Raw genomic sequence first — 25,080 nt, 5'->3', positions numbered from 1 at the left:
ATTTCAGTTAGTCGCTAGGCATTTCCACTACTAAAATCATTGAAAGCAATACGGGAATAAGAAACGTTTGCCGACTCATATTCATTGCTCCTTGTTACATTTATTGGTGGTTCAGCTCATTTAATACTTTTTCAAATGTAGAAATGACTTGATCTACTTCTTCCGCTGAAATAGTCAACGGCGGCTCAATACGAATTGTTTTAGAGTTTACAAGCGTCCCGGCTACTAGAATCCCTTCATCAAACATACCTTTAGAAAGCGCGTAGCCAATTTCATCTTGGTGAAACTCAATTCCAATCATTAAACCTTGCCCTCTGATTTCAAGTACTTTATCTCCATGTTTTTCAGCGGCTTTCTTTAAACCAGCAAGGAAATATTCTCCCAGCTCTTTTGCACGGTTTGGCAGCTGTTCTTCAATCAACACGTTAATGGTTGCAATAGCGGCTGCGCAGGCAAGCGGGTTGCCTCCAAACGTTGTTGTGTGCATAAAAGGATTATCAAAGAAGCTTGAAAACACTTTTTCTTTTGCTACGACTGCCCCAGCAGGCATAACTCCTCCTCCAAACGCTTTAGCAAGACATAAAATATCGGGTACAACATCATATAGTTCTGATGCAAACATTTCACCGGTACGTCCCATACCTGTTTGAACTTCATCAAAAATTAAGATAGCGTCGTACTCATCACATAGTGCACGCACTTCTTTTAAATAATTTTCAGGAGGAAGAATAATGCCACCTTCTCCTTGGATCGGTTCTAATAAAACAGCTGCCACATCTTCCCCTACAAGCGCGCACGTTTCAAATGTTTTACGCATCATGTCAATATCACCAAACGGCACGTGACGGAAACCTGGAATTAACGGCAGAAATGGTTTACGGAACATTCCTTTTGCCGTACCTGATAAAGAACCTAGACTTTTTCCGTGAAAAGAACGTGTTGTGGAAATAAACGTTGTTCGATCACTATACATTTTCGCTAATTTTAAAGCGGCTTCTACACTTTCTGTTCCGCTGTTTGTGAAAAAGGAATACTTCAAATCACCCGGTGTAATATCCGCTAAAATTTTCGCAAGCATCGCACGAAGTGGATCTAATAAGTCTTGGCTATGGAGCGCTTGACGCTGAAGCTGATCTTGAACAGCTTTGACTACTTTAGGATGGCGGTGCCCCACGTTATAAATTCCAAATCCGCCCAAACAATCAATGTATTTTTTACCGTTTACATCCGTAAAACAAGAGCCTTCATCTGACCATTCAACAGCTGCAAACTGCGTATCCACCGTTACTGTTTTGCGATATTCTAAAAAGCCTGGGTTGACATGCTCACGAAATCCGTCTACTGTTTCTTTCGTAATCCACTGTGCTTCTTCAGCTGACACTTGGCTTTTTTCAATAAGCCCCAATACTTTGTTGATATATTCGTTTACTTCACCATATGCTTTGTTTACCTCTTGATTTTTCGTCACTGTATTCATTTTTATATCGCTCCTTCTCTACTTTTTAATTTTTAAACCAGCCGATTGGCTCTACTTGTAAATTAATATTAATTTGTTTTACTTCTTGAAATTCTTCCAATCCAAACGTGCCCAGTCCTCGACCAATTCCGCTCTGCTTATATCCGCCCCAAGGCGCTTCGTTAAATGTAAAATGATATGTGTTTACCCAAGTGATGCCCGCACGCAGCTTTTTAATCACCCGAAGAGCTTTTGCGCCGTCGTTTGTAAACACACTGCCTGCCAAACCATATTCCGTATCATTTGCAAGCTTAATAGCTTCTTTTTCGTCTTTAAACGTTTGAATAACGACAACGGGTCCAAAGATTTCATCTTGCACAATTTTCATATTTGACGTAACGTTACTAAAAACCGTAGGTTCTACAAAGAATCCTTTTTCCAATCCACTGCTAGTGATTCGATTGCCTCCGCATACAAGGCGGGCGCCTTCTTGCTTTCCGATTTCGATGTACTTTAATACTTTTTTCATATGTTCTTCACTTACAAGAGGGCCCATTTCAATCTCTTGATCCATTCCATTTCCTACTTTAATTTTTTGAGCACGCTCTGCAAAACGTTCGATAAATCTCTCAGCGATGCTTTCTTCTACTAAAATACGAGAACCTGCAGCGCAAATTTGGCCGCTCCCTGCAAAAATTCCAAATAAGGCATAATCTACAGCTGTTTCAAAATCAGCGTCAGCAAATATAATGTTCGGTGACTTTCCTCCAAGTTCTAAAGAGACTTTCGTTACATTCTCTGCTGCTTGACGCATAATGTGTTTTCCAGTTACCGTTCCTCCTGTAAAGGAAATCTTATCAACACGCTTATCTTGAATAAGCGTATTTCCCACAGTATCTCCGGCTCCCATAACAAGGTTTGCTACTCCTTTTGGCAATCCTACGCTTTCTAAAATCTCAAAAAGTTTTGTAGGAGTAACCGGTGTCACTTCAGAAGGTTTAAATACAATCGTATTTCCTGCAGCTAAAGCAGGTGCAATTTTCCACACGCTCATCAACAGCGGATAATTCCAAGGTACAATCAGTCCGCACACCCCAATTGGTTCTTTTATAACCATTGCTTGCATAGGTGCCGGAACACTGTACGTTTGACCGTCTGGCTTTGTAATTAATCCAGCGTAATACCTAAAACAAGCAGCTGCATCTTCCACATCAGCCTCAGCTTCGCGATAGGGCTTTCCGTTATCCATTGTTTCTAGCGCTGCTAATTCTTCTTTCGCTTCTTCAAGCTTATCGGCAATTTTAAATAAGATAGCTGCTCTTTCAGATGCAGAAGTCTCAGACCAAATTCCGCTGTCAAAAGCTTCTCGTGCTGCTCCAATCGCTGTTTTCATATCTTCTATGCTGCCTTCTGCAGCATATCCAATCACTTCACCTGTAGCTGGATTAACAGTAGGACGCTGCTTCTCTGCTTTTTTCCACTCTCCGTTTATGTACATATTCAAAGTTAACGTTTTAACGGCTGTACGATCCATAAGATACCTCCTTATTAAATAACGACTGATTGTCAGTCATTTTAAACTTTTAAAAACTTATAATTCTGATAATTGATTATATATTTTGAATGAATGTCAGTCATTTTGATAGGTGTAATACCAGCAGCGCTAATATTACACGGATGGCACAAGAGAACGCTTTAAGAATTGAAAAAGTTCTTCCTTCGATTGCTCAAGTGTGACATCTTTCTCTCGCCCGATATAAAAAAGTTCAGCAGCATTTTCAATCAAATTGATCATCGTTTTAGCTGTCCATTTAACGTTAAGCTGCTTGATGACTTCTTCTTTTTTTACAGCCTCATTTAATACCTCTTCAAACCAGTTGTAATAAGGTAAATAAATAGCTTCCCATGTTTCTAATGAATAGTCAAAAGCAAGCCCCGAATAGCATAAAACAAGAACATCTCTATATTCATCTGTTGTTTTATACGTTTCGTCAATCATTACCTCTAATGTACTTAAAAAATTTGTTGCTGCTTTAGCTCTTTCTTTAATTTTTTCAAGCGACAAAGAAAGTAAGTTTTCTGCAATAGCAGGAACAAGGGCATTTTTGGATCTAAAATAAAGATAAAAAGTTCCTTGAGCTACGCCTGCACGCTTTACAATGTCTGAAATTGACGTTTTATCAAGCCCCTTTTCAGATATAACTTCAATCGCTGCCTGTAAGATTTTATCGTATTTTTCACTTGTGCTTGTAACCAACTCTTTCCCTCCACCTATAAAATGAATGACTTTCATTCATTTTACTATAAGCAACCAGAATTACGCAAGATAAAATTTTCTGAATCTTTAAATTTAATTAAAAAATTGGTCGTATGCCGGCTTCCAAAATATTTTTTATTTTATCAATTTCCCTTCAGGGTTCTTATATATCTCACTGTTATTTCCCTTCCTTTTATAATTCAAGGCAAAAGCTGATACAACGCTCTTTAAGCACCTATTCTTCCGAAAAAATAACTATATTAGAAAGATACTTTTTCGCGTTTATTTATACAGCTTGATCGTCTAATTACTCTTGACTTGAAGTTGACGGAGTAAAAAAAAGAGTGGTAACATGTAAAACTGATTCAACAGTCACTTATTCCATCCATTTATTTCCCATAATTTCTCTTAACTACGATGTACATTTTTAGTTAAAAATAACTTTACATCATCTAAAATCATCCACTATGTTTATTTCACATTTTAAATTTTCTAGGTTTATCATTTGAAAAAGCGGGTATACATTTCGTTGTGTTTAGTAGCCGTTTTACATATTAATCAGTTTGATTTAAAACTTTATAAAGGAGTTACATTGCATGAAGAAACTATTGTTAATCAGCATGACTTGTTTTCTTCTAGTTATTACTTCAGCTTGCGGTAACGGTAATGGAGCATTTAAAGATAAAAAAACCATTACCATCGGCATGAATAACTATACTGAAAACATCGCCTACACGTACGTCTGGAAACACATTTTAGAAGATCGAGGCTACAAGGTTAGAACTGTTTTCTTAGAGAAAGCTGGTGTTTGGGTAGGAACAGCTAATGACGACATTGATATTTCATTTGCACCATGGCTCCCTACAACAGATGCGCCTTTTTACAAAAAATATAAAGATCAAGTGAACATTGAAGACCCTTGGCTTAAAAACGCACGCTTAGGATTCGCAGTTCCCGCCTACATGAAAGACGTGAACACAACGGAAGACCTTGCTAAAGTTGCTTCCGATGTCGATAACAAAGTCATTGGAATTGACCCAGGCTCCAGTATTAACGGATTAGCCGAACAAGCGTTAAAAGATTATAACCTAAAAAGCTATACGCTTGTAAAATCGTCTGAAGCAGCTATGCTCAGTGAACTGCGCAAAGCTTATGATGCCAAAAAACCAATTGTTGTTACTATGTGGAATCCGCACTGGGCTTTTGCAGACTTTGATATCAAATACTTAAAAGATCCTAAAAATTCGTTTGGAGACCCTGACAACATATACACAATGACAAGCAAGGAATTTAAAAAGACAAATCCTCAAGTCATAAAATGGATGAATAATGCACAGATGAATGATAAATTAATCAGTCCTCTTCTGTCACAAGTCGAAAAATCTTCCAATCCTGAAGAAGCAGCGCAAGAATGGGTAAAAAAGCATAAAAAGCTAGTCGACAGTTGGACAAAAGATTAATGAACGTAAAAGAAAACAACAATTGAGGTGGACATATGGAACACGTAAAATTAAAAGTAAAAAATATAACCAAAGTGTTTGGTAAGAATCCGTCAAAAGCGATTGATTTACTTCAAAAAGGAAAAACAAAAAAAGAAATTCTAGAAGAAACAGGAATGACAATCGGAGTTAATCAAGCAAACTTCGAAATCAAATCCGGTGAAATCTTCGTTATTATGGGACTGTCTGGAAGTGGTAAATCCACTTTAGTTCGTATGTTTAATCGCCTTGTTGAACCAACATCTGGATCCCTTATTTTAGACGGTGCCGATGTAGTAAAAATGAACAAAGAGGAACTTCGCGACATGCGCCGAAAAAAAATGAGCATGGTCTTCCAAAACTTTGCCTTATTCCCTCACCGTACAGTTCTTGATAACACAGAATACGGATTAGAAGTTCAAGGTACACCAAAGGCCGAACGTGAAAAAAAAGCAAAAGAAGCGCTTGAACTAGTAGGTTTAAAAGGATACGAAAATCAATATCCTGGTGAACTGAGCGGCGGTATGCAGCAGCGTGTCGGACTCGCTCGAGCGCTTGCCAATGACCCTGACATTTTACTAATGGATGAAGCATTCAGTGCATTAGATCCGCTTATTCGTAAAGATATGCAAGATTTCTTACTAGAGCTTCAAGAAAAAATGGAACGAACAATCATTTTTATTACCCATGATCTTGATGAAGCCCTTCGAATCGGAGATCGAATCGTATTAATGAAAGACGGCAGTGTTGTTCAAGTAGGAACACCCGAAGAAATTATGACAAATCCCGCTAATGATTATGTCGAGCGCTTTGTCGAAGACGTTAATGTAGCTAAAGTATACACAGCTGAAAGCGTGATGAATCGTGCCGAATCCATTACCGTAGACCGAGGTCCGCGCGTGGCGCTTAAAATTATGCAAGAAGCTGGTTATTCAAGCATCTATGTAGTAGACAAGAAAAAAACTCTTCTAGGAGTTGTAACTGCAGATGATATTAGCCGCGCCATTAAACAAGATAAACTGACAGCAGACGTATTAGATACGGATATTCCGACTGTTACAACAGATACGCTACTAGAAAACTTGTACGACAAAATGGTTATCAGTCGCTTTCCGCTACCAGTTGTAGATGAAAACCATCGTCTGCGCGGCATCATAAAAAAAGAACGAGTGATTGAAGCACTCGCCGGTACTGATAGTAATGAGGTGAACGTAAATGAATAGTATCCCTAAAATTCCCGTTGGCAATTGGATTGACCATTTTGTCACGTTTTTAAATGACAATATCAAAGGATTCTTTGATGTTATTTCAGCTATTGTCGATGGTATTGTAAGTTTTATTGTACTAGTGCTAACCTTTCCCCCAGCATTAATTTTAATCTTAATTGTCGGAATCATTGCTTGGTTTTCAAGTAAAAAATGGTCGTTTACTATTTTATCGATGATTGGCCTGTTATTTATTCTTAACCTTGGCTACTGGCAAGAAACAATGGACACACTCGCCCTCGTTTTAACAAGCGTATTTATTTCGATTATAGTAGGAATCCCGCTAGGCATTTGGGCATCTCAAAGCGAAAAGACGGCTCGAATTATTACGCCAATCTTAGACTTTATGCAAACAATGCCCGCATTTGTTTATTTGATTCCAGCACTTTTCTTCTTTGGAATCGGTGTGGTACCAGGTGTTATCTCATCTGTTATCTTTGCAATGCCTCCAACGATTCGCTTAACGAACTTAGGTATCCGTGAAGTACCCGCTGACTTAGTAGAAGCAGCAAATGCCTACGGTTCAACAACAAAACAAAAATTATTTAAAGTACAGCTTCCATTAGCTACAAAAACAATCATGGCAGGAATTAACCAAAGCATCATGCTATCTCTCTCAATGGTTGTTATCGCCTCTCTTGTAGGTGCTCCGGGACTTGGTGCGGAAGTATATCGTGCAGTTTCTCGACTTGAAGTTGGCACGGGCTTTGAAGCCGGAATTTCAATCGTTATTTTAGCGATTATTTTAGACCGTATTACTCAATATTTTGGAAATCGTTCAAAACAACGAGCATAAGTAAAAAAGAAGCCAACTCCGGTGAGTTGGCTTCTTTTTATTTATTCTTGTAACAAGCTACAAAGATTGCTTCTCCTTGAAACGATTCAATTCTTTGTTGATTCGTTTTGATTTCGAAAAACTGCTTAAATCCGCTTGGTATATTCAGCATATATTGAGTAAGATCACGCTTTGTCTCTTCCGGAACATTCATCATCCCACACCAGTCATCAAATAAAAAGCGCTTTGGAAAAGTTGTCAGCACTTCTATACGGAATCCTTGCATTTCAAGCATAGAAAGCCACTCTGTTTTTTTATAAGCACGATAATGGCTTGGATCTCTTGTCTTTTCAACTCGATTATAAAACTCGTCATAAGCATTCACTTCCGGGGCTACATTGTCAATGAGCAAGAATTGTCCGCCTGGCTTTAACACTCGATATACCTCTTTGATGAACTGTTTAATGTTTGGAAAATGGTGCGGTGCAATTCTGCACGTTACAGTATCAAACTCGTCATCTTGAAATGGCATATCTTCAGCATCTCCTTGGACAAAAGATACGTTTTCATGACCATTTCCTGTAATGAAGCCTTCAGCACTTTGCAACATTTGAGGAGTTAAGTCAAAAGCCGTTACTTCTTGAAAGACAGGTGCTAGCTTATTTGCCACGTGTCCTCCTCCTGTTGCTACATCAAGCAGCTTTCCTCCTCTATTTTCTTCAGCAATTTCCGCTAAAACAGCTAAATCTTTGCCTTTCGCATGACCTTTACTTTTGACGTACTTTCCAGCATTCCCCCCGAACTGACTGACCACCATTTCTTTATTACTCATCTATTCTCCCCCCATTTCCCTCTTTAAAACTCTCTCTTACTTTGCCTAGTGCATTCACATATTTATTATGAAACGTGTGAATGTATTCTTTTTCTTTCTCCCCATTGATGAAACATGCGAAACAGCGGAGGAAGAAGCAGCCAAATGGTTAAAATTCGAAGCACTTGGACCGCTACTACCAACGTCGAATCGGCTTGCAATACAATGGATGTAGTCGCCATTTCTGCAATGCCTCCAGGAGCAAAAGCTAAAATAGACGTAATAAGCTCAATTCCAGTTATTTTGGAGACGAATAGTGCACAAACAAACATAGCAGCAATTAAGCCGATTGTATTAATAAGCGCAACAACTATAATTTTTTTTACGCCAATAAACATTTCTTTATGGAAGCGAGAACCAATGCTTGACGCGATAAAAATTTGCGATAAAATCATCACAGAATGAGGCCAGTATGCTTGAAGATTATAGCCCGCGTACGATGAAGCAGCTGTTTGAACAATCGCAACAGTAAGCATTCCCCCTACTAACCAAGGAGCAGGAAATTTTAGTTTTTTTCCTATATAATAGCCTACTACTGCTGTAACGATTAAAACGCCTGTCCATAGCAGTGATTCCCACCCAAAAATACTTGGAGTAGCTGACACTGCATGCCGACCTGTATTACTTCCCCAATAGACCACAAATAAAGGAACAGCAAGCACAACTAAAAACACGCGCATCGTTTGAATGATGCTTACAACTGCCGTATTGGCCCCTACCTCTTCAGCCATGCCTGGCATTGCGCTCATTCCTCCAGGAGTCGTGCCGAAAAAGCTTGTTAATAAGTCTGTGGAACTGAACTTCCATAGCAAATAACCGGATAAAAGAGAAAAAACAACGGACAGCAAAAGCATGATCGTAATGGTGGACCAGTGAGATTGAAACGTAGTTAATACAGACAAGTTAATCTTTTGACCTAATTCAATTCCTAAAATACACTGTCCTGCGTACAGCCAATATTTTGGAATACCTTTTTTGCTTGTTTGAGATAAAAAACCCGGCTTTCGGAAAGCTAGAATAGCAGCTAAAATGAGGGTCCCAAGCATCCAGCCAATGGATAAGCCTGTTAACGATAAAAGAAATCCTCCCACGCTTGTTAATAAAATAAAAAATATAGATTGTAAAAAAATAATTCTTGCGTTCATATCTACTTCCTTCCTTCTACAAGGCTTTTCTTTCTTACACCGAACATTCCTCTTCTTAACTATAGTATAATTTTAGAGATAATTAAAATATCGAAATTTTATTATAAACCATTCATTTTTTTTATTCCTGGAGGGGTAGTATGGACGATCGAGATTGGCTTATTCTACAAGTGTTGTATCGAGAAAAAAACATTACAAAAGCAGCCAAGGAGCTGTTTATCTCTCAGCCTGCGCTTACGCATAGACTGCAGCAGATGGAGAAGGAATTTCATGTTCAGATTGTGAACAGAGGACGCCGCGGAGTTCAGTTTACACCGCAGGGAGAATATTTAGTGAAGTGCGCAGAAGAAATGCTGCTCACGCTTCAAAAAATAAAAGAAAATGTGTTAAACATGGATGATCAATTAACCGGTACTTTACGTCTAGGAGTGTCTAACTTTTTCACTGACTACAAGCTCCCTGGACTATTACGGTTATTTAAAGAGCGATTTCCTGACGTTGAATTCAAAGTCACGACCGGATGGAGCAGTGACATGGCCCACTTACTTTATAAGCACGATGTTCATATTGCGTTTGTAAAAGGTGATTATAACTGGCAGGATCAGAAAGAGTTGCTTTTTAAAGAAACGATTTGCATTGCGTCTGCACAGCCTGTTGACATAAACAACCTTCCCAATATACCTCGAATTGACTATCACCAAGATCGTTTTTTAAAAACATCTGTTGATAACTGGTGGGCTGAAAATTACTCTCAGCCTCCCCTTGTCAGTATTGAAGTGGATAAAGCAGAAACATGCAAAAAGATGGTTGTAAACGGACTCGGTTATGCGATTTTGCCGAGTATGCTGCTTGATGACGCAGCAGAGATTTACAGATACACGTTAAAAACAAAAGACCAGCAGCCTTTAACACGCAGTACATGGATGTTTTATCATGAGGATTCATTAAAAATTAACATCGTAAAAGCTTTTATTGAGTTCATTCAAAACTTGGATTTAAAGGATGTACACTGATAGAAAGAGGTTGAGACATACCGAAATGAATTCAATCTAAAGACGAACAAATGGGATATATGAGCTGAACTGCTTTTGACACCGCAGTTGATTTCCGTGCAAGACTTCGCTTTCCGCGGGCGGCCGATGAGCCTCCTCGTCGCTTACGCTCCTGTGGTGTCTCACCTGTTCCGCTTTTCCCGCAGGAGTCTTCGTCTTGCCCTCCAATCAACTGCTAGAAGGAACGAAACAGATGAAACTATGCTTACCACAACAAAAAAACGAACCACGAATCAAACATCTTGATCAATGGTTCGTTTTTCACTTCGCCTAAAATTCTTTTGTCCCAACGTCTTTCTATTGTATTTATTCATCGTTTGTTCCACCCATTAAGTCAGAATACAGCTTGCTTTGCTGCTCAAGAAAGACTTTAGCACCGCTGCTATTTTTATAAAAAGAGGTTAAATCGTTATCTTTAAGCAGTTGTTCCCATTCTTTTGTATGAACCATTTCATACACTGTCTTATTCCAATATGCTACCTGCTCTTTGGTCATATTAGGCGGTCCCATTAGACCTCTCCAATGGCTAAATGTTACGTCAATTCCCGCTTCTTTCCACGTGGGGATCTCTTTTAGCTCTTCTAGCCTGCTGGGAGAAGAAACGGCGAGTATTCTTACCTGCCCTTGTTCGTACTGCTTTTTTACTTCTGATAATGACATAGGTGCTACATCTAGCTGATGATGAACGAGCGCATCGATCACTTTATGACTGCTGTTGTAAACGAAGAACTCAAGCTTGGAAGAGTCTACGCCTGCTTTTTTATTTAGCTGCATGAACGATAAATGATCGTCGTTTCCTAAGCGAGGTGATATTCCCACTTTCATACTGGATTCACTTTGATTTAACGTGCGTATGAGCTGTTTTAAATTATATATAGGAGAGTTAGCAGGGACCACGATGACCTCCCATTCAGATGTTAAAATAGCGAGCGGAGTAAAGTCTTTATAGGTTAATTGACTTTGCCCTAGCAAATTATTTGTAATCAGCAAACTGGAATTTCCGGAAACAATATTCCCTTCTTTTCTCTGTTTAATATATTTCCATCCTTCTTCACCTTGCCCACCTATTTTATTACTAACAGAAACGGGTACCTTCACAATCTTCTTTTCCGTTAGCACTTGTTGAATGGCTCTTACTGTTGCATCTGCTCCTCCGCCTTTTGCACCGGCTGCCACAATTTCAATTTTTTTCATATCAATACGTTCTTTTTTAGTGGGAGAAGAACAGCTAACAAGCAATACACTTATAAACACTATCATGAGCTTTTTGATCATATATCCCATCCTTCAAGGCTAATGCTACGCTAAATAGTACTTGCGCTCCGGCCGTCCAATAATCCCATAATCATATTCAACGTGACATTCACCAGTTGATACTAGATACTCTAAATATCGTCTAGCTGTCGTTCTAGATACTCCCATTTGTTGCCCCATCTCTTCGATTGTAATTCCTTTGATGCTTTTTAAAATGTCTTTTGACTTTTGTAATGTGATACCATCAATACCTGAAGGAAGAGATTTATCCGCTTTTGGCTTTGTTCTGACATGTCCAAAGTACGCATCAATAAATGATTGATCAACTTCTTTATGCGTACTAAACAGTTCCTTTTTCTCTTGATACTGTTTAATAGCATTAATGAAGGATTCCATCATAACGGGCTTAATCAAATAATTAACGACGCCGTTTCTCAAACAGATTTCTACAATGTTTTTTTCTGTTGCAGCCGTTACCACGATAACGTCAACTTGTGGAAACTGCGCTCTAATTTTTGGCAGTAAATCCGTTCCCATTTCATCTGGCATATAGATGTCTAAAAGAAGTAAATCAACTTTCTTCTCCTTTAGCATTTCAAGCGTCTCTTTTGCATTCAACGCTTTGCCTACAACTTCTACACCATCTACTTCTAATAAAAATCGCTCTTGAACTTGAGCAATTCGAAAATCGTCTTCTGCAATTGCGACTCGTAACATTTCGACTCTCCCCTTACTTCTCATGGTTCAGTTTTTTGGAAGGTAAACTGAAAAAATGGCTCCTCCTTCTGGCTGATTATACACTTCAATAGATCCTCCAAGTTCATCTACCATTTTCTTTATATTTGCCAGTCCGTATCCTCTATCTGTACCTTTGGTTGAAAAACCTTTTGTGAAAATTTGATTTAGTACTTCTTCTGATATACCTGGTCCGTTATCCATCACTTCAATAATTAAATCATGACCAATATCGGTAATAAAAAACGACACTTCTTTTTTAGACTGCTGACTCACCGCTTCAAATGCATTATCAATTAAGTTCCCAATAATGATAATGAGATGAGAAATTTCAATATGTTCTGGGAGCGTATCGAGTGTACTCTCCGAATCAACCGAAAAGTGAATTTTCTTTTCAGATGCTTTTCCAATCTTCCCAAGCAATATTGCTTGGACTTTAGAATCTAATATCTGATCAAATAGAATACGATTTTGTGTTTGGTGTACGGCTGATTCTTTTTGAATAAACTCAAATGCATCTTTGTACTGCCCTAACTGCAGCAAACCCGACAAAACATACAGCTTATTCGTAAACTCATGCGTTTGAGCTCGTAAATCCTCTGAATACCTTCGTACTTCTGAAATCGTATTGATTAAGCTTTTTAATTCTGTCTTATCACGAAAACTAGCGACCACTCCTACAATTCGTTGATGTTCAATAATAGGTGTTAAGTTTAAGATAAACGTTTTTTCATTTAGAAAAATCTCTTGGTCGCTTCGGGCTATTCCTGTATCTAGCACTTCAATCATATTCGTATAAGGAAATACTTCAATGATATGATGATGTAAATATTCCGCCTGTAGCCCTAGCATATTTTTAGCTGATGTATTCATCATCGTAATAAAGCCTTGATGATCAATAGCAATAATTCCTTCTTTTATCGAAAGTAAAATCGCATTTCGTTCACGGTATAAAGAAGCGATTTCATGGGGCTCAAGACCGAGAGTATCTTTTTTAATACTTTTAGCTAAAAAAATACCTCCGATCATACCAAGTAATAAAACAGCTAGTGAAAATATGATAATTTGCTGAATACGCGTAATAAGCTGAGCATGAACATGAGACTTTAAAAACTCAACCGTCACTACTCCTACGACCTCCGTATACTTTCCGTGACTGATGACAATAGGCGCTTTCCCCATAATAGCAGGACCTGTGGTTCCCTCTCCGTCAAGCGTATAATATCCGCCGAATAATAGTGCTCTATCGTTAACCGGCTCTTTGTTTTTCTTTCCTATCCATTTTTGATTAGAATGAGAATAGATGATTTGCTCACGGTTTTGAACCACAATACTTGCTGCTCCGATTTGTTCCCTCACTTGCTCGGCAAGCGGCTGAATATAGCGACTCGGCTGTTTTTTTTGAAAAGCAGCTTTGACTTCGGGCATAAATGATATTGATTTGGCTGCTTGTAGAGCCAGCTGCTCGGCTTGCCTTTTAGATTCTACAAACTGCATGTAAGAGAAAATACTCGCTAAAAGAACAATAACAGTTATGATTAATGCTGCGGATAAACCTACGATTTTTGTTTGCAGCGATACTTGAAACCATTTTTTCATTTCATCGCACCTTTAGCCTTTACCTTATAGTTCTATTCCTCTTTTATTTTATCAAATTTTTTTGTATATCCGCTCCTTATTCCAAAAGCTTTTTAGACAAAAAAACTTATCAATCCCAAAAGCGGAATTGATAAGTTTTTAGGTTCATGATCTTTACAGCGTAATAACTCCTGTAATAATAGCTACTAAAAGCATCACCATCGCTGTTCCAATCGTCCACTTTAAAGTAAAGCGCTGGAATTCACCAAGCTCGACTTTTGCCATACCGACCAATAGATACGTAGAAGCAACTAAAGGACTTAGTAAGTGAACAGGTTGACCAATCAATGAAGCACGGCCAATTTCTGCAGCATCAATACCGTATGCTGAAGCTGCTTGAGCAATAATTGGTAAAATCCCATAGTAGTAAGCATCATTTGACATAAAGAACGTAAATGGCATACTTGTGATGGCTGTAATCACAGACATGTAAGGCCCTAACGCATCTGGAATTAATCCTACTAAACTATTACCCATTGCATCTACCATTTTTGTACCAGATAAAATGCCTGTGAATACGCCTGCTGCGAATACAAGAGATACAACAGCAAGTACATTACCAGCATGTGCTGTAATACGCTCTTTTTGAACTTCTAAATTTGGATAGTTAATCATGATAGCGATTGCAAATCCAATCATAAATAGAATTTGAAGCGGCATAACTGCTGTGATAAGTCCTACTAATAATAGAGCTGTTAAAGCAAAGTTTACCCATAAAAGCTTCGGACGCTTGTACTCGATTCCTTCAGCAGCGGCTGCTTCTGCAAAAGCTACTTGAGCATTTGTGACGTCTTGAATATCAATAACACCTAAGCGCTGGCGCTCTTTTTTTCCGAAATAGTAAGCCGTGAATAATAACCAACCAGCTCCACCAATCATGGCTGGAATAAGTGGTGTAAACACCTGTGAAGCATCTAACTTCAATGCGCTCATCACACGAGCAGTAGGTCCGCCCCAAGGCGTTAAGTTCATAACTCCACTACCCATAATAGCGATACAGGCTAAAATCATCGGCTTCATGTTTAGCTTTTTATAAAGCGGAAGCATCGCTGAAAGCGTAATCATATATGTTGTTGTTCCGTCTCCGTCTAATGAGATAATAAGAACTAAAATAGCTGTACCAATTGTGATTTTTAGTGGATCACCTTTTACGATTTTTAAAATTCTTCCTACAACTGGATCAAACAAACCAGCATCAATCATAATTCCAAAATATAAAATAGCAAACATTAACATAACGCCTGTAGGTGCTAATTCTTTTACACCATTTAAAGCCATTTCTCCAATATCACTTGTGAATCCCCCTATGATTGCAAACAATACTGGAATAACCATTAAAGCAATAAGCGGCGTTAATCGTTTTGTCATAATTAGAAACATAAATGTACAAACCATCAAAAACCCAAGAATAGCTAACATTATTACCCCTCCTATTTTTGAATCCGCTTTCATAACAGTGGAAGCGATTCGTTTGTATGTATGACTCGCATATGTATGCCAGTTCGTCTATACGATTACAACATCGCTTGTTCACTATTAAGTTGTACCTTAAAACTTTAAAATTTTCTGTTTTTTCTTAAAATAATCATAATTTACAGGAGGGTATAGTGTAAATAATTCGTACTATAAAAACTTTTAAAACTTTATGGGTAATTAAATCCTTTTTGTTCATTGGAAGGATAAAAGAAAGGAAGAGGAAAAAAGATAGGAAAATAAAAAACGGAGAGAGAGGAACTATTCTCGTGAATTATTCAATTTGAACTCTAAGAGAATAAGCTCCAGGATGAGGAGTTTTATTCCATTGAGTAAGAGACTCCTCTAAAAATGGAATGTTTTTCAACTTCTTTGTTTGGAACTTTTCTATTTTTGAATATTTCTCTAAAGCATACGTATTAGCAAACATTTCTTGCGTTCTATTTCCTTCTTTTAAAAGCGTTCCATTTGTCATACGATCCACATGATGGCCTAATTCATGCAGAATGATAAAAGCAAATTGATGAGGCTTTTTATTTTTTGTTGTATCGATAAAGACAATAGGACATTCCGTTACTGTATATTTAATATAGTCAATTTCAAACTGAAGTTTGCGCTTCTCTTTTGGAAGGTTATCATTAAATTGGCCATAGTACACACCTAGCACATCTTTTCCTTGCACCTTTACACTGCCTAAGCAATATACACCTTTTAGCCCATCCCAGTCTTTTTCGTCTGTTACATTAGCAATTTCCTGCAGGACGGCTTTTTGCTTCGCACTCATGACTCCATGAAATGTTACGCCATGAATTTGGATTTTTTCACTACGCTTAAACATCTTCTTGCCTCCTTTGCTAAATTCCTTCTACAACATATTATTTAGCAATAAGTATATTCATTCACAATACATGGTTAAAAACATGAAGTTAATGTCAAGATTCCCGTTTTGATGTTTTTTAACCCTGCTTATATGCTGCTTCGTTTATTTTCTATTTTTACTATATTACATATGTAGCCATTAATAAAATATCATTTTTTTATGATTTATCATTACTTTTTTTTATTTCTATTTTTGTTTATCGATAATCTGAAGCCTGCGTATCATTTTCAAATTTAAAACCATTGCTATATAAAGAAAAGGATAGCAAAAAAATGAGTATAGCGTCTTCCATTCGTTATAATAAAACACTTCTGTTTGGGTACTCCTTTTGTAAAGAATCCATAAGGATTATATTTAACATCAAGATATACATCTGCTACTGATCCTAAAAACATTACAAACAAAGAAGTTGTGTACATTTCTATCCAGCTGATACGTTTTGGCATAACTAGTACGCTCAAAATAGAAATCACCGTTGTAAGGATTAAGAGCACCATGCTGAGGACCTCGTTTTCTACAGGAGATAGAAACAGCTTTCCCATTGGATATTAAATTCATTCTGAAGGCTAAAAAATTAAGACTTCGCAAAAAAAGAGATTGAGGCATAACGAAATCAAGACAATCTAAATACGAACAAATGGGATAAATGATTTGGACTGCGTGGTACGCCGCTGTTGATTTCCGTGCAAGACTTCGCTTTCCGAGGGCGGCCGCTGAGCATCCTCGTCGCTTACGCTCCTGCAGGGTCTCATCCATTCCACTTCCCCCGCAGGAGTCTTCGCTTTGCCCTCTAATCGACAGCTAGAAGCAAATATATAATCTACGTTCACCATCACAATAAAAAATCCGAACGAGTTGGATTCTCTATCAAGAATCTCGATTCATCGTTCGGATCTTCCTTCAACTAAACTACTTTTGTCCCAGCCTCTTTTTGTTAACGAAAGGAAATGATGCAGGAACCAAGCTCTTGCTGTCCCCATTTAAGTGAAAGCTCATCATGATGAGAAAGCGGACCTACTCCCTCAGGTGTCCCTGTAAAAATAAGATCTCCTTTATCAAGACCAAAATGTTTTCCTGTAAAATCAATAATCGTTTGTAAGTCAAAAATCAAATTTTTAATATTCCCCAGCTGCACGCGTTCATTGTTTTTCACTAGCGAAAAGTCTTTCTTCTTAGATGCTTCTACTCCTTCAAATGGAATAAAGTTTCCCACGACCGCTGAATGTTTGAATCCTTTTGCAAGCAGCCAAGGGTGCTTTTTTTGTTTTAATTCGCTCTGCACGTCTCGAAGCGTCAAGTCTAATCCAATCGTCATCTCGTCAACAAGTTCATCCACTGTTATGCCTTCTTTGTAAGATTGTCCAATATGAAGAATCAGTTCAGTTTCAAAGTGCACCTCTCCTTGGTCGCTAGGAAGAGTAATTGATTGTCCAGCTGCTTCAACGAGAGCGTGAGTAGGTTTGGAAAATAAAAAAGGTGATGTTGGAATATCATTATGTAATTCTTTTGCATGCAGTGCGTAGTTCCGGCCTACACAATAAATATTTTTAATATCTTTCACTTTCATCATCCCTTCTTTCGTTCAAATAAAGATTTTTCAACTTGTATTCTTTTATTTTACAGAAAAAAAAGGTTGGGACATAATAAAATGAATCCAATCTACAGACGGAAAATGGGAATAAATGAGCTGAACTGCTTGTGACACCGCTGTTGATTTCCGTGCAAGGCTCCGCTTTCCGCGGGAGTCTTCGCCTTGCCCTCCAACCAACAGCTAGAAGGACATGCGCACACGAAACCTACGTTCACCATGACCATAAAAAACACGAACTATCTATTTTTGATAGATCGTTCGTGTTTAACGTTAGCGAAACACTTTTCTCACATTCTCTTTCTTTCAATCTGTTATTTTCTAGCCCATTTTGTAATGCCTTTGATATCATCTGGAGTTGTACGACAGCACCCTCCGATTAACTGAGCACCTGCTTCATACCAGCTGTGAGCGCTGCAGCCATACGTTTCGCCCGCAGATGTCCCGTTCCATGTTTTAGATTCAGCATCATAATGCTCCCCTGAATTTGGATACACAATGACCGGCTTATCCGTTTGAGATTTAATTTCTTTAATAAGTGAAGAAATATATTGAGGCGGCGTACAGTTAACTCCAAGGGCCGCTACTTGCTCATAGGAATCCAGGTAGCGTGCACACTCCGAGATTAATGTTCCGCTGCTAATGTGCAGATCATCTTTTGCGCTGAACGTAATCCATGCGTACGCTCCTTCAAACTCTTCTAGCAGCCTCGCAATGGCTCTTGCTTCCATTACATTAGGAATGGTTTCACAAGCTAACACGTCCGCTCCTGCTTCAATTAATGCTTTCATACGAGGACGATGAAATTCCATTAACTCTTCTTCTGTTACGTCATACTGTCCAGTATATTCCGATCCGTTTGCTAAAAATGCTCCGTAAGGCCCTACCGAAGCGGCGACAATTGGTTTTGGACGATTACGACGATTCTCTTCTTGCTGCCAAAATTCATCTCTTGCTTCAGCCGCAATTTTTACAGATGCTTGAATTAACTCGCGAGCCTCTGCTTCACTCAAACCACGTTTAGCAAAACCTTCAAATGTACTTTGATAACTTGCTGTAATTGCACAGTCAGCTCCCGCTGCAAAGTAATCTTGGTGCACTCTCTTAATCAGTTCCGGCTGCTCCATCAACACTTTTGCAGACCATAAGCTGTCGTTTAAATCACAGCCATATCTTTCAAGTTCAGTTGCCATTGCACCATCTAGTACAATCACAGGGAATGTATGTAAAATTTGTTGGATAGGATTCATTGTTTAATCTAGGGTTGTCCACTAGCAGTTAGCTTCGATTACCCTATCCTCCTTTCAGATAATTTAAAATATATGCAAAAAAGTCTAAAGGACTAGGCAACTTTTGTCAAGAAACCGAAAAAACGAGCATGGATTTATAACCAAGCTTTTTTTAATCGTTTTATTCCTTCTTCTATTTCTTCTCTCCCCAAACTTCCGAAGCCTAACAAAATATGAGGCTTTTGTTTAGGTACTTCCGTAAGCCAATAACGAGAGGTACCGTAGACGGAGACATCTTGCTTTCGAGCTGCGTTAATTAATTGCTGTTCGTTCATATCGTTGTGCACGCGTACAAGTATATGCAAACCTGCAGATTCTCCTGACACCGTGATGTTTTTGTTAAGCCCCTTCTGTAAAGCTGCTAAAAGAGTACCGTGTTTCAGTTGATAAGCAGTTCTCACTCTTCTTAAATGCTTACTCCACTCTCCATTTTTCATTATCAGCCCGAGCGTCTGTTGATGGAGAGTTGGAACAGCTTGCTCGTATAAAGAGAAACGTTCATGATATTCTTTTAGAAGAACTTCAGGTAGTACAAGGTAGCTGATTCTTAAAGAAGGCATAAAAGATTTTGAAAATGTACCCGTATAAATGACGCGCCCCTTAGTGTCTAAGCTTTGCAATGAAGGGATGGGGGAGCCTTTATAACGAAATTCTCCGTCATAATCATCTTCAATAATAAACCCGTTGCGGTCATTCGCCCATTTAAGAAGCTCTATTCTTCTTGAAACAGGCATGATCATTCCGTATGGAAACTGATGAGATGGTGTAACATAAACAGCTCGTGCTAGGCTATCATAAAGCTCTTGGATGTTTATACCTTTGTTATTAAGCGACACGGGTTTTAAGGAAAATCCATGCTGCTTAAATACAAAGCTAGCCCCGTCATAACAAGGATTTTCAAAGGCAATATCTCTGATGCTTTGCTTTAACATCTGCGCTAATAAACTGAGTGATTGCTGCGTACCTGCTCCAATAATAATTTGATGTTTTGAACAAACCACTCCTCTTGACTGATAAAGGTACGTCGCAATTTCTTCTCGCAGTGATTCTTCTCCTTGACTTTCTTGGTACGTGAACAGCGCTTCTCTATAAGTTTGAAGACTTTCATTGTATCGTTTTTTCCACTCATTCAAGGGAAACAAACGGCTATCAACTTTTCCATACCGAAAATCATAGGTACACAACTTTGTTTCTGAGTGAGGGTGTAAAAATACAGTCGGCTTTTTATCTGTTTGCAGTAAATCAAACTGTGTATTCGTTACGTACAGTCCACTTTTGGGCCTGCTTTCTACATATCCTTCAGCTAAAAGCTGCTGATAGGCCATATCTACAGTATTTCGACTTACATTCAAGTAATCAGCAAGAGACCGGATAGAAGGCAGTTTGTCATTTACTTCAACCCTGCTGGATACAATTTCTTTTTTTATATATTCATATAGCTGGTGATACAAAGGCATATCATCTTTGCGGTTTAATAAAGGTGTGAACTTCACGCTAGCTCCTTTCATCTGTCCCTATTTTATTTTTCAAATCTGGCTCTTTTAGAGGGGATACATTTCTTTTACTATAAGTGTAGATCATCTGATTAAAAAGGAGAAGATTTAATGACTACTATTACAATTCGTCAAGCTAATGCCGCTGACATGGAAGCACTTATTTCATTAATGAACGAATACATTGTTGATTTTTACAAGCGCCCTCAGCCTACCAAAAAGCAGCTGAGAAATTTAATTAATCACTTGTTTCACCATCCGGATGCTGGCGTTCAGTTTATCGCGACTCAAAATGACGAGTCAGTAGGGTTTTCGACGCTTTATTTTACATTTAGCACCACGCGTGTAAAGCCTGTAGCGATCTTAAATGACTTGTACGTTACTGAAAAAGCAAGAGGACAAAAAATTGGAGAAAAGTTATTTTCGGCCAGTCATCAGTATACAAAAGAACATCAGTATGCAGCTATGTCTTGGGAAACGGCTTATGATAATACAAGAGCCCAAATGCTTTACAGAAAAATGGGCGGAAATGTAACGAACGATGAATGGATTCATTACGACATTTCAAACGATATTTTATAATATTCTTCCATCCATAAAGTTTTAACACGTTCTTAACACTCCTTTCATAAATGTGTTTTATGATGAATACGACAAATAAATCAGTTTCTGTATGTATTTGTCACATTCTCTGTTAAAGTTTTCACAAAGTGTTCAAACTTTAAGTGAAAACGCTTTCTATTTTTGTGTATAATAAAAATATGCAAATGAAAATGAATGTTACAGCTCGTTAATCATACACATTTTAAATATGGAAGGAGTTTTGAAAATGATTTTAAAAGCATTAAGAAAAAACGGGGCCGTTACAATTAACTATTATAAAAACGGTTTGCTTCAAACGTTTAAAGGAAAAGTACAGCGCCTAGATTTAACAGACCAAACGCTTTCATTAAAAGATGAACAGCAAAATACTTTCTCTATTCGCTTATCGGGAATTAAAGAAATTTATTGATGAATAGTTTACAGTAAAAAAGAACATGATGTTCATTCTGCTTTGCAGAAGTCATCATGTTCTTTTGATTTTAGCTTTATTTAGCTGATGTTTCTGTTTCTTCTTTCCCGTACATATATTTCGAAGGGTCGACTGTTTGGAAATCCTTCAGCTTGTGGAAACGAAGTAAGTCTCCATAAAGCACTTGATCAGATAATTCCAGTTCTTTCGCTACCTTCTGTTTATAAGCTTTCATTTGATTATTTTCTTTAAGCGCTTGGCCCGTTTTAGAATCATAATACGTTCCATCCACTAATGTATATTTCGGAGATACGTAGTTGCCATTGCGGAATGCCACTACATCATCATGATCCTTAGAAAATAAATCTGTGCCAAATTGGATAAACTCTTTGCTGTCAATCCCTACTAAATGAAGAAGAGTTGGCACAACGTCAATTTCTCCACCGTACGTATGATTAACTCCGCCTTTCACTCCAGGAACGTGAATGAATAGAGGTACACGCTGCAGCTGAGCATTTTCATAAGGCGTAATTTCTTTTCCCATTACTTTTTCCATTGCCGCATTATGATTTTCAGAAATACCGTAGTGATCTCCATAAATCATAATTACAGAATTATCATAAAGCCCAGAAGCTTTCAGTTCTTGGAAGAAAGATTGCAATGATTCGTCTAAATAACGAGCCGTTTGGAAATAACGGTCAACTGTTGCATCGCCCGTGTTAGCCGGCTGTATGCTTGCCTCATTGTTTCCAAGTAAAAATGGAAAATGATTTGTTAACGTAATTAAATGCGCATAGAACGGCTGTGGTAAAGACTGCAGCATTGGAACAGATTCTTTAAAGAACGGTTTGTCTTTTAAGCCATAATTAATTTTATTTTCACCCGTCATATTGTAATAACTTGCATCAAAGAACTTATCCACACCGAACTGCTTGTAAATTTCGTTACGGTTCCAAAACGTCTTATAGTCTCCGTGCAGCACAGCGCTCGTATAGCCAGCTTTTTGATCTAAAATAGCTGGTGCTGCCTGATACGTATTGCTTCCTTTCAGTACAAAGGCAGAACCTTGAGGAAGGCCGTATAGAGAGTTGTCCATCATCAGCTCAGCATCTGATGTTTTTCCTTGTCCTGTTTGATGAAAGAAGTTATCAAAATACGTAAAGTCATTTCCATGGGCCAACGAATTTAAGAAAGGTGTCACTTCCTGGCCATTTAATTTGTAATCAATTAAAAAAGACTGAAATGATTCCAAATGAATTTTAATAATATTTTTCCCTTTAGCTTTTCCAAAATAAACGGAATTAGGTTCCGCATAATGACTGTTTTTAAAATTAACGACGTTTGTTAAATCATTGCTGCTTGCAAAAGCTCGCTGTTTAGAGTTTTGAGCAGTTTGAACACCGTCATACATCGTATAATTATAGGCGCCTAGATACTTTACTAAATAATTGCGGTCAAAAGTTCGAGATAGAAGCTGCGGGCGATCAATTTCTGCTAATGTTAAGTTGACAGAAAAGACCATGAATCCTAAAGAAAGAATAGTTACAGCATTCTTAACCGATACTTTTTCATTATGCCAGTCAATTTTTTTACTAAAAAAGAAGAAAAAATAAATAATAAAATCAACAAAATAAAAAACATCATGTGCTTTTAATAAATCCATAATGCTTCCGCCCATACTTCCCGCATTACTTGTCTGCAATAGTGTAGGAAGCGTTACAAAATCGTTAAAAAAACGATAATAGAGAATGTTGCTGTATAACAGCAGCGTCATAATGAAACTGCCTGCAAGAATCCAAGCTCCTGCTTTCTTTCCTTTAAAAAATAAGCCGATTCCTAAAAAAATCAGCACTGAACTCACAGGGTTTATGAACAGCAGCATTTGCTGCATTACGCCGCTTACGCCTAAGTTAAATTCAGTTTTATAAGCCACGTACGACTTTATCCACATTAAAACAGCGGCTAATATGAAATAGTGCAGCGGCTTAGAAACGATTCGCTTCATTTTGATTTTCCTTTCTCGATTAGTTTATGAGTAGATTCACAAAGAACATATAGAAAACCTTTATCATTATACTCATAGAAAATGAAAATTAAATGAAATCCTAGCCTTCACAACTATAGATAGATTCTTTAAATTCATCTACTAGTTTACCTAATACCCACAAATAAATAAACTAAAATCACCTTTTTTTATCATAAAACCCCTTCTCCCCTCATATACTGTATTCTGTTGCAACACCCGTACTGCAAACTTGTGCATTTTTTCACAATTTATCTACAAACTATTCTCATCTTGCTGTATAATAATAATTCTGCCTTGAGCATTCTCCAAATTCCTATGCTTAAGCCACAGCTTTCTTTTCATAACAGATGCACACATGAAAGGAGATGAATAAATGATTTTAAAAGCGCTAAAGAAAAACAAACATGTAACCGTGAATTATTACGAAAATGGCCTGCTTCAAACCTTCAAAGGAAAAATCCAAAATTTAAACCTAACCGACCAAACCCTCTCCCTACGAGATGAAAAACAAAACATTTTTTCCATTCGTTTGTCTGGCATTAAAGAAATTTATTAACAAAAAAGATCCTGAAGAATTCTTCTAGGATCTTTTTTGTATTTTTTATCCATTACTTATTGAAAAATCATCCCATTGGTGTTAAATTAACTTTACATAATGTTAAATCAACTTAACAAATTTATTAAAAAGGCAGCGGGTGATCATATTGACTCTTATTAATCACGTAAAAGAGCTTAGAGCTAAACATGGATATACACAAGGAGATTTAGCTGAAAAAGTTGGAGCCACTCGCCAAACCATTGCAGCTATTGAAAAGGGAAATTACGTTCCCTCCCTACTACTTGGTTTAACAATTTGTGATGTCTTTCAATTAAAAATGGAAGATGTTTTTAGACTTCAAAAGGAGGAGAAAAATATTGAGTAATGTTATTAAATCTTATTTATTGAATGTAGTGTCTCTGTTATGCGTAGGGTGGTTTTTATATGATTTTTTAAGCCTAAATATTCAATTTAGTGAAGTTATGACCGACCCTGAACCCCCGTGGGAAATTACTATGTCTATAGGCTCTTTTGCTTCTTTAATTGTCCTTTTAATTGTCTCATTTTTTTACTACCGCGCGCGTAAAAAGACGAAGAACGTTTCGCCTTTATTATTTCCTTTTGAATTTGCAGAAGAAGATGAACGTGAAAAGATGATAACAGCAGAAGCTTGTAAAAAAGCCTTTGTTTTTCTCCTATTTTCTATTCCTATAGGTGCTATATTAATAGCTTTTTATCCGCTGTTGCCTAATTCTTTTAGCTTCTATCCCATTGCCGTTCTTTTGCTTCTTTCTCTTGTGCAGTTAACGGTTTATTACGTATCAATTAGTAAGATTTATCGCTGATTAAAAAAAT

At 37.7% G+C, this 25,080-nt stretch carries 26 protein-coding genes; 9 read left to right on the top strand and 17 right to left on the bottom strand.

Translation table 11 applies throughout. From position 1 onward, the window contains the following. Window positions 1–100: 100 nt before the first annotated feature. The 3 genes from ACFX4N_RS18385 to ACFX4N_RS18375 all read right to left on the bottom strand — a co-directional run bounded on the left by ACFX4N_RS18385 (window position 101) and on the right by ACFX4N_RS18375 (window position 3,713). Window positions 101–1,477: a putrescine aminotransferase gene (locus tag ACFX4N_RS18385; protein WP_013055571.1), complete on the bottom strand. Its 1,377-nt coding sequence runs from the start codon at window positions 1,475–1,477 to the stop codon at window positions 101–103. A gap of 25 nt (window positions 1,478–1,502) precedes the next feature. Next, window positions 1,503–2,990: an aldehyde dehydrogenase family protein gene (locus ACFX4N_RS18380; protein WP_013055570.1), complete on the bottom strand. Its 1,488-nt coding sequence runs from the start codon at window positions 2,988–2,990 to the stop codon at window positions 1,503–1,505. 135 nt (window positions 2,991–3,125) lie between these two features. Continuing rightward, window positions 3,126–3,713, bottom strand: coding sequence for a TetR/AcrR family transcriptional regulator (locus ACFX4N_RS18375; RefSeq protein WP_013055569.1), 588 nt, complete (start codon window positions 3,711–3,713; stop codon window positions 3,126–3,128). A 596-nt stretch (window positions 3,714–4,309) separates the two neighbouring features. Between ACFX4N_RS18375 and ACFX4N_RS18370 the strand changes: the two genes are divergently transcribed. Genes ACFX4N_RS18370 through ACFX4N_RS18360 form a run of 3 tightly spaced genes read left to right on the top strand, consistent with a single transcriptional unit; the run spans window position 4,310 to window position 7,252 of the window. Further along, window positions 4,310–5,173, top strand: a complete 864-nt coding sequence (locus ACFX4N_RS18370) for a glycine betaine ABC transporter substrate-binding protein (RefSeq protein ID WP_013055568.1) — start codon at window positions 4,310–4,312, stop codon at window positions 5,171–5,173. A gap of 35 nt (window positions 5,174–5,208) precedes the next feature. After that, complete coding sequence (gene proV / locus ACFX4N_RS18365) at window positions 5,209–6,414, top strand: glycine betaine/L-proline ABC transporter ATP-binding protein ProV (RefSeq protein WP_013055567.1); 1,206 nt, start codon at window positions 5,209–5,211, stop codon at window positions 6,412–6,414. Continuing rightward, complete coding sequence (locus ACFX4N_RS18360; protein ID WP_013055566.1) at window positions 6,407–7,252, top strand: ABC transporter permease; 846 nt, start codon at window positions 6,407–6,409, stop codon at window positions 7,250–7,252. Before proV ends, ACFX4N_RS18360 begins: the two co-directional genes overlap by 8 nt. A gap of 37 nt (window positions 7,253–7,289) precedes the next feature. Here ACFX4N_RS18360 and ACFX4N_RS18355 read toward each other — a convergent pair whose 3' ends face one another. Both ACFX4N_RS18355 and ACFX4N_RS18350 read right to left on the bottom strand, forming a co-directional pair. Continuing rightward, the gene (locus ACFX4N_RS18355; protein ID WP_013055565.1) at window positions 7,290–8,063 is read right to left on the bottom strand and encodes a class I SAM-dependent methyltransferase; all 774 of its coding nucleotides are present in this window, start codon (window positions 8,061–8,063) and stop codon (window positions 7,290–7,292) included. Between the two features lie 65 nt (window positions 8,064–8,128). Then, window positions 8,129–9,247 carry an AbrB family transcriptional regulator gene (locus tag ACFX4N_RS18350; protein ID WP_013055564.1) on the bottom strand — a complete coding sequence of 373 codons (1,119 nt, stop codon included), beginning with the start codon at window positions 9,245–9,247 and terminating at the stop codon, window positions 8,129–8,131. A 140-nt stretch (window positions 9,248–9,387) separates the two neighbouring features. On the opposite strand from ACFX4N_RS18350, the gene ACFX4N_RS18345 reads away from it, so the two are divergent. Next, on the top strand, window positions 9,388–10,260 hold the full coding sequence (locus ACFX4N_RS18345; RefSeq protein ID WP_013055563.1) for a LysR family transcriptional regulator: 873 nt from the start codon (window positions 9,388–9,390) through the stop codon (window positions 10,258–10,260). A 31-nt stretch (window positions 10,261–10,291) separates the two neighbouring features. On the opposite strand, the gene ACFX4N_RS18340 is transcribed toward ACFX4N_RS18345, so the two are convergent. The 11 genes from ACFX4N_RS18340 to pdxR form a co-directional block, all read right to left on the bottom strand. Next, entirely contained in the window at window positions 10,292–10,471 is a 180-nt protein-coding gene (locus ACFX4N_RS18340; RefSeq protein WP_013055562.1) for a hypothetical protein, read from the bottom strand. A gap of 134 nt (window positions 10,472–10,605) precedes the next feature. After that, window positions 10,606–11,574, bottom strand: coding sequence for a tripartite tricarboxylate transporter substrate binding protein (locus ACFX4N_RS18335; protein WP_013055561.1), 969 nt, complete (start codon window positions 11,572–11,574; stop codon window positions 10,606–10,608). 24 nt (window positions 11,575–11,598) lie between these two features. Further along, window positions 11,599–12,270 carry a response regulator gene (locus tag ACFX4N_RS18330; protein ID WP_063670607.1) on the bottom strand — a complete coding sequence of 224 codons (672 nt, stop codon included), beginning with the start codon at window positions 12,268–12,270 and terminating at the stop codon, window positions 11,599–11,601. A 27-nt stretch (window positions 12,271–12,297) separates the two neighbouring features. Beyond that, complete coding sequence (locus ACFX4N_RS18325) at window positions 12,298–13,887, bottom strand: ATP-binding protein (protein ID WP_057274368.1); 1,590 nt, start codon at window positions 13,885–13,887, stop codon at window positions 12,298–12,300. A 153-nt stretch (window positions 13,888–14,040) separates the two neighbouring features. Beyond that, the gene (locus tag ACFX4N_RS18320; protein ID WP_013055558.1) at window positions 14,041–15,345 is read right to left on the bottom strand and encodes a CitMHS family transporter; all 1,305 of its coding nucleotides are present in this window, start codon (window positions 15,343–15,345) and stop codon (window positions 14,041–14,043) included. Between the two features lie 328 nt (window positions 15,346–15,673). Next, the gene (locus ACFX4N_RS18315; protein ID WP_013055557.1) at window positions 15,674–16,237 is read right to left on the bottom strand and encodes an ImmA/IrrE family metallo-endopeptidase; all 564 of its coding nucleotides are present in this window, start codon (window positions 16,235–16,237) and stop codon (window positions 15,674–15,676) included. 402 nt (window positions 16,238–16,639) lie between these two features. Then, a complete protein-coding gene (locus ACFX4N_RS18310) occupies window positions 16,640–17,035 on the bottom strand; it encodes a hypothetical protein (RefSeq protein WP_192100736.1) in 396 nt (131 codons plus the stop codon). Window positions 17,036–17,213: 178 nt separating this feature from the next. Then, window positions 17,214–17,846 carry a fumarylacetoacetate hydrolase family protein gene (locus ACFX4N_RS18305; RefSeq protein WP_035439371.1) on the bottom strand — a complete coding sequence of 211 codons (633 nt, stop codon included), beginning with the start codon at window positions 17,844–17,846 and terminating at the stop codon, window positions 17,214–17,216. Window positions 17,847–17,891: 45 nt separating this feature from the next. After that, window positions 17,892–18,047, bottom strand: a complete 156-nt coding sequence (locus tag ACFX4N_RS18300) for a hypothetical protein (protein ID WP_172966935.1) — start codon at window positions 18,045–18,047, stop codon at window positions 17,892–17,894. 134 nt (window positions 18,048–18,181) lie between these two features. Beyond that, window positions 18,182–19,117: a homocysteine S-methyltransferase gene (gene mmuM / locus ACFX4N_RS18295; RefSeq protein WP_013055555.1), complete on the bottom strand. Its 936-nt coding sequence runs from the start codon at window positions 19,115–19,117 to the stop codon at window positions 18,182–18,184. Between the two features lie 134 nt (window positions 19,118–19,251). After that, the gene (gene pdxR / locus ACFX4N_RS18290; RefSeq protein ID WP_013055554.1) at window positions 19,252–20,649 is read right to left on the bottom strand and encodes a MocR-like pyridoxine biosynthesis transcription factor PdxR; all 1,398 of its coding nucleotides are present in this window, start codon (window positions 20,647–20,649) and stop codon (window positions 19,252–19,254) included. A gap of 111 nt (window positions 20,650–20,760) precedes the next feature. On the opposite strand from pdxR, the gene ACFX4N_RS18285 reads away from it, so the two are divergent. Both ACFX4N_RS18285 and ACFX4N_RS18280 read left to right on the top strand, forming a co-directional pair. Beyond that, a complete protein-coding gene (locus ACFX4N_RS18285; RefSeq protein WP_013055553.1) occupies window positions 20,761–21,231 on the top strand; it encodes a GNAT family N-acetyltransferase in 471 nt (156 codons plus the stop codon). A 229-nt stretch (window positions 21,232–21,460) separates the two neighbouring features. Further along, the gene (locus ACFX4N_RS18280; protein ID WP_074893948.1) at window positions 21,461–21,661 is read left to right on the top strand and encodes a YolD-like family protein; all 201 of its coding nucleotides are present in this window, start codon (window positions 21,461–21,463) and stop codon (window positions 21,659–21,661) included. A 76-nt stretch (window positions 21,662–21,737) separates the two neighbouring features. Here ACFX4N_RS18280 and ltaS read toward each other — a convergent pair whose 3' ends face one another. Beyond that, entirely contained in the window at window positions 21,738–23,666 is a 1,929-nt protein-coding gene (ltaS, locus tag ACFX4N_RS18275) for a lipoteichoic acid synthase (protein WP_057274364.1), read from the bottom strand. A 394-nt stretch (window positions 23,667–24,060) separates the two neighbouring features. Between ltaS and ACFX4N_RS18270 the strand changes: the two genes are divergently transcribed. From ACFX4N_RS18270 to ACFX4N_RS18260, 3 genes are all read left to right on the top strand, one after another. After that, on the top strand, window positions 24,061–24,243 hold the full coding sequence (locus ACFX4N_RS18270) for a YolD-like family protein (protein ID WP_013081871.1): 183 nt from the start codon (window positions 24,061–24,063) through the stop codon (window positions 24,241–24,243). Window positions 24,244–24,391: 148 nt separating this feature from the next. Next, complete coding sequence (locus ACFX4N_RS18265) at window positions 24,392–24,610, top strand: helix-turn-helix transcriptional regulator (protein ID WP_013055551.1); 219 nt, start codon at window positions 24,392–24,394, stop codon at window positions 24,608–24,610. After that, complete coding sequence (locus ACFX4N_RS18260; protein ID WP_223268937.1) at window positions 24,603–25,070, top strand: DUF2178 domain-containing protein; 468 nt, start codon at window positions 24,603–24,605, stop codon at window positions 25,068–25,070. Before ACFX4N_RS18265 ends, ACFX4N_RS18260 begins: the two co-directional genes overlap by 8 nt. Window positions 25,071–25,080: the final 10 nt, after the last annotated feature.

The sequence above is a fragment of the Priestia sp. YIM B13551 genome, from assembly GCF_042787905.1.
GTDB lineage: Bacteria > Bacillota > Bacilli > Bacillales > Bacillaceae_H > Priestia.
The sequence above is the reverse complement of the archived record's forward strand: the minus strand, read 5'-3'. Positions and strand labels throughout refer to the sequence as shown.

Coding starts and splice junctions, on each gene's coding strand:
- ACFX4N_RS18325 (WP_057274368.1), bottom strand. CDS start 13,887: ATGAAAAAATGGTTTCAAGTATCGCTGCAAACAAAAATCGTAGGTTTA.
- ACFX4N_RS18370 (WP_013055568.1), top strand. CDS start 4,310: ATGAAGAAACTATTGTTAATCAGCATGACTTGTTTTCTTCTAGTTATT.
- ACFX4N_RS18350 (WP_013055564.1), bottom strand. CDS start 9,247: ATGAACGCAAGAATTATTTTTTTACAATCTATATTTTTTATTTTATTA.
- ACFX4N_RS18360 (WP_013055566.1), top strand. CDS start 6,407: ATGAATAGTATCCCTAAAATTCCCGTTGGCAATTGGATTGACCATTTT.
- ACFX4N_RS18320 (WP_013055558.1), bottom strand. CDS start 15,345: ATGTTAGCTATTCTTGGGTTTTTGATGGTTTGTACATTTATGTTTCTA.
- ACFX4N_RS18285 (WP_013055553.1), top strand. CDS start 20,761: ATGACTACTATTACAATTCGTCAAGCTAATGCCGCTGACATGGAAGCA.
- ACFX4N_RS18385 (WP_013055571.1), bottom strand. CDS start 1,477: ATGAATACAGTGACGAAAAATCAAGAGGTAAACAAAGCATATGGTGAA.
- ACFX4N_RS18270 (WP_013081871.1), top strand. CDS start 24,061: ATGATTTTAAAAGCGCTAAAGAAAAACAAACATGTAACCGTGAATTAT.
- ACFX4N_RS18335 (WP_013055561.1), bottom strand. CDS start 11,574: ATGATCAAAAAGCTCATGATAGTGTTTATAAGTGTATTGCTTGTTAGC.
- ACFX4N_RS18330 (WP_063670607.1), bottom strand. CDS start 12,270: ATGTTACGAGTCGCAATTGCAGAAGACGATTTTCGAATTGCTCAAGTT.
- mmuM (WP_013055555.1), bottom strand. CDS start 19,117: ATGAATCCTATCCAACAAATTTTACATACATTCCCTGTGATTGTACTA.
- ACFX4N_RS18345 (WP_013055563.1), top strand. CDS start 9,388: ATGGACGATCGAGATTGGCTTATTCTACAAGTGTTGTATCGAGAAAAA.
- ACFX4N_RS18380 (WP_013055570.1), bottom strand. CDS start 2,990: ATGGATCGTACAGCCGTTAAAACGTTAACTTTGAATATGTACATAAAC.
- ACFX4N_RS18280 (WP_074893948.1), top strand. CDS start 21,461: ATGGAAGGAGTTTTGAAAATGATTTTAAAAGCATTAAGAAAAAACGGG.
- ACFX4N_RS18310 (WP_192100736.1), bottom strand. CDS start 17,035: ATGGATGAGACCCTGCAGGAGCGTAAGCGACGAGGATGCTCAGCGGCC.
- ACFX4N_RS18355 (WP_013055565.1), bottom strand. CDS start 8,063: ATGAGTAATAAAGAAATGGTGGTCAGTCAGTTCGGGGGGAATGCTGGA.
- proV (WP_013055567.1), top strand. CDS start 5,209: ATGGAACACGTAAAATTAAAAGTAAAAAATATAACCAAAGTGTTTGGT.
- ltaS (WP_057274364.1), bottom strand. CDS start 23,666: ATGAAGCGAATCGTTTCTAAGCCGCTGCACTATTTCATATTAGCCGCT.
- ACFX4N_RS18315 (WP_013055557.1), bottom strand. CDS start 16,237: ATGTTTAAGCGTAGTGAAAAAATCCAAATTCATGGCGTAACATTTCAT.
- ACFX4N_RS18305 (WP_035439371.1), bottom strand. CDS start 17,846: ATGAAAGTGAAAGATATTAAAAATATTTATTGTGTAGGCCGGAACTAC.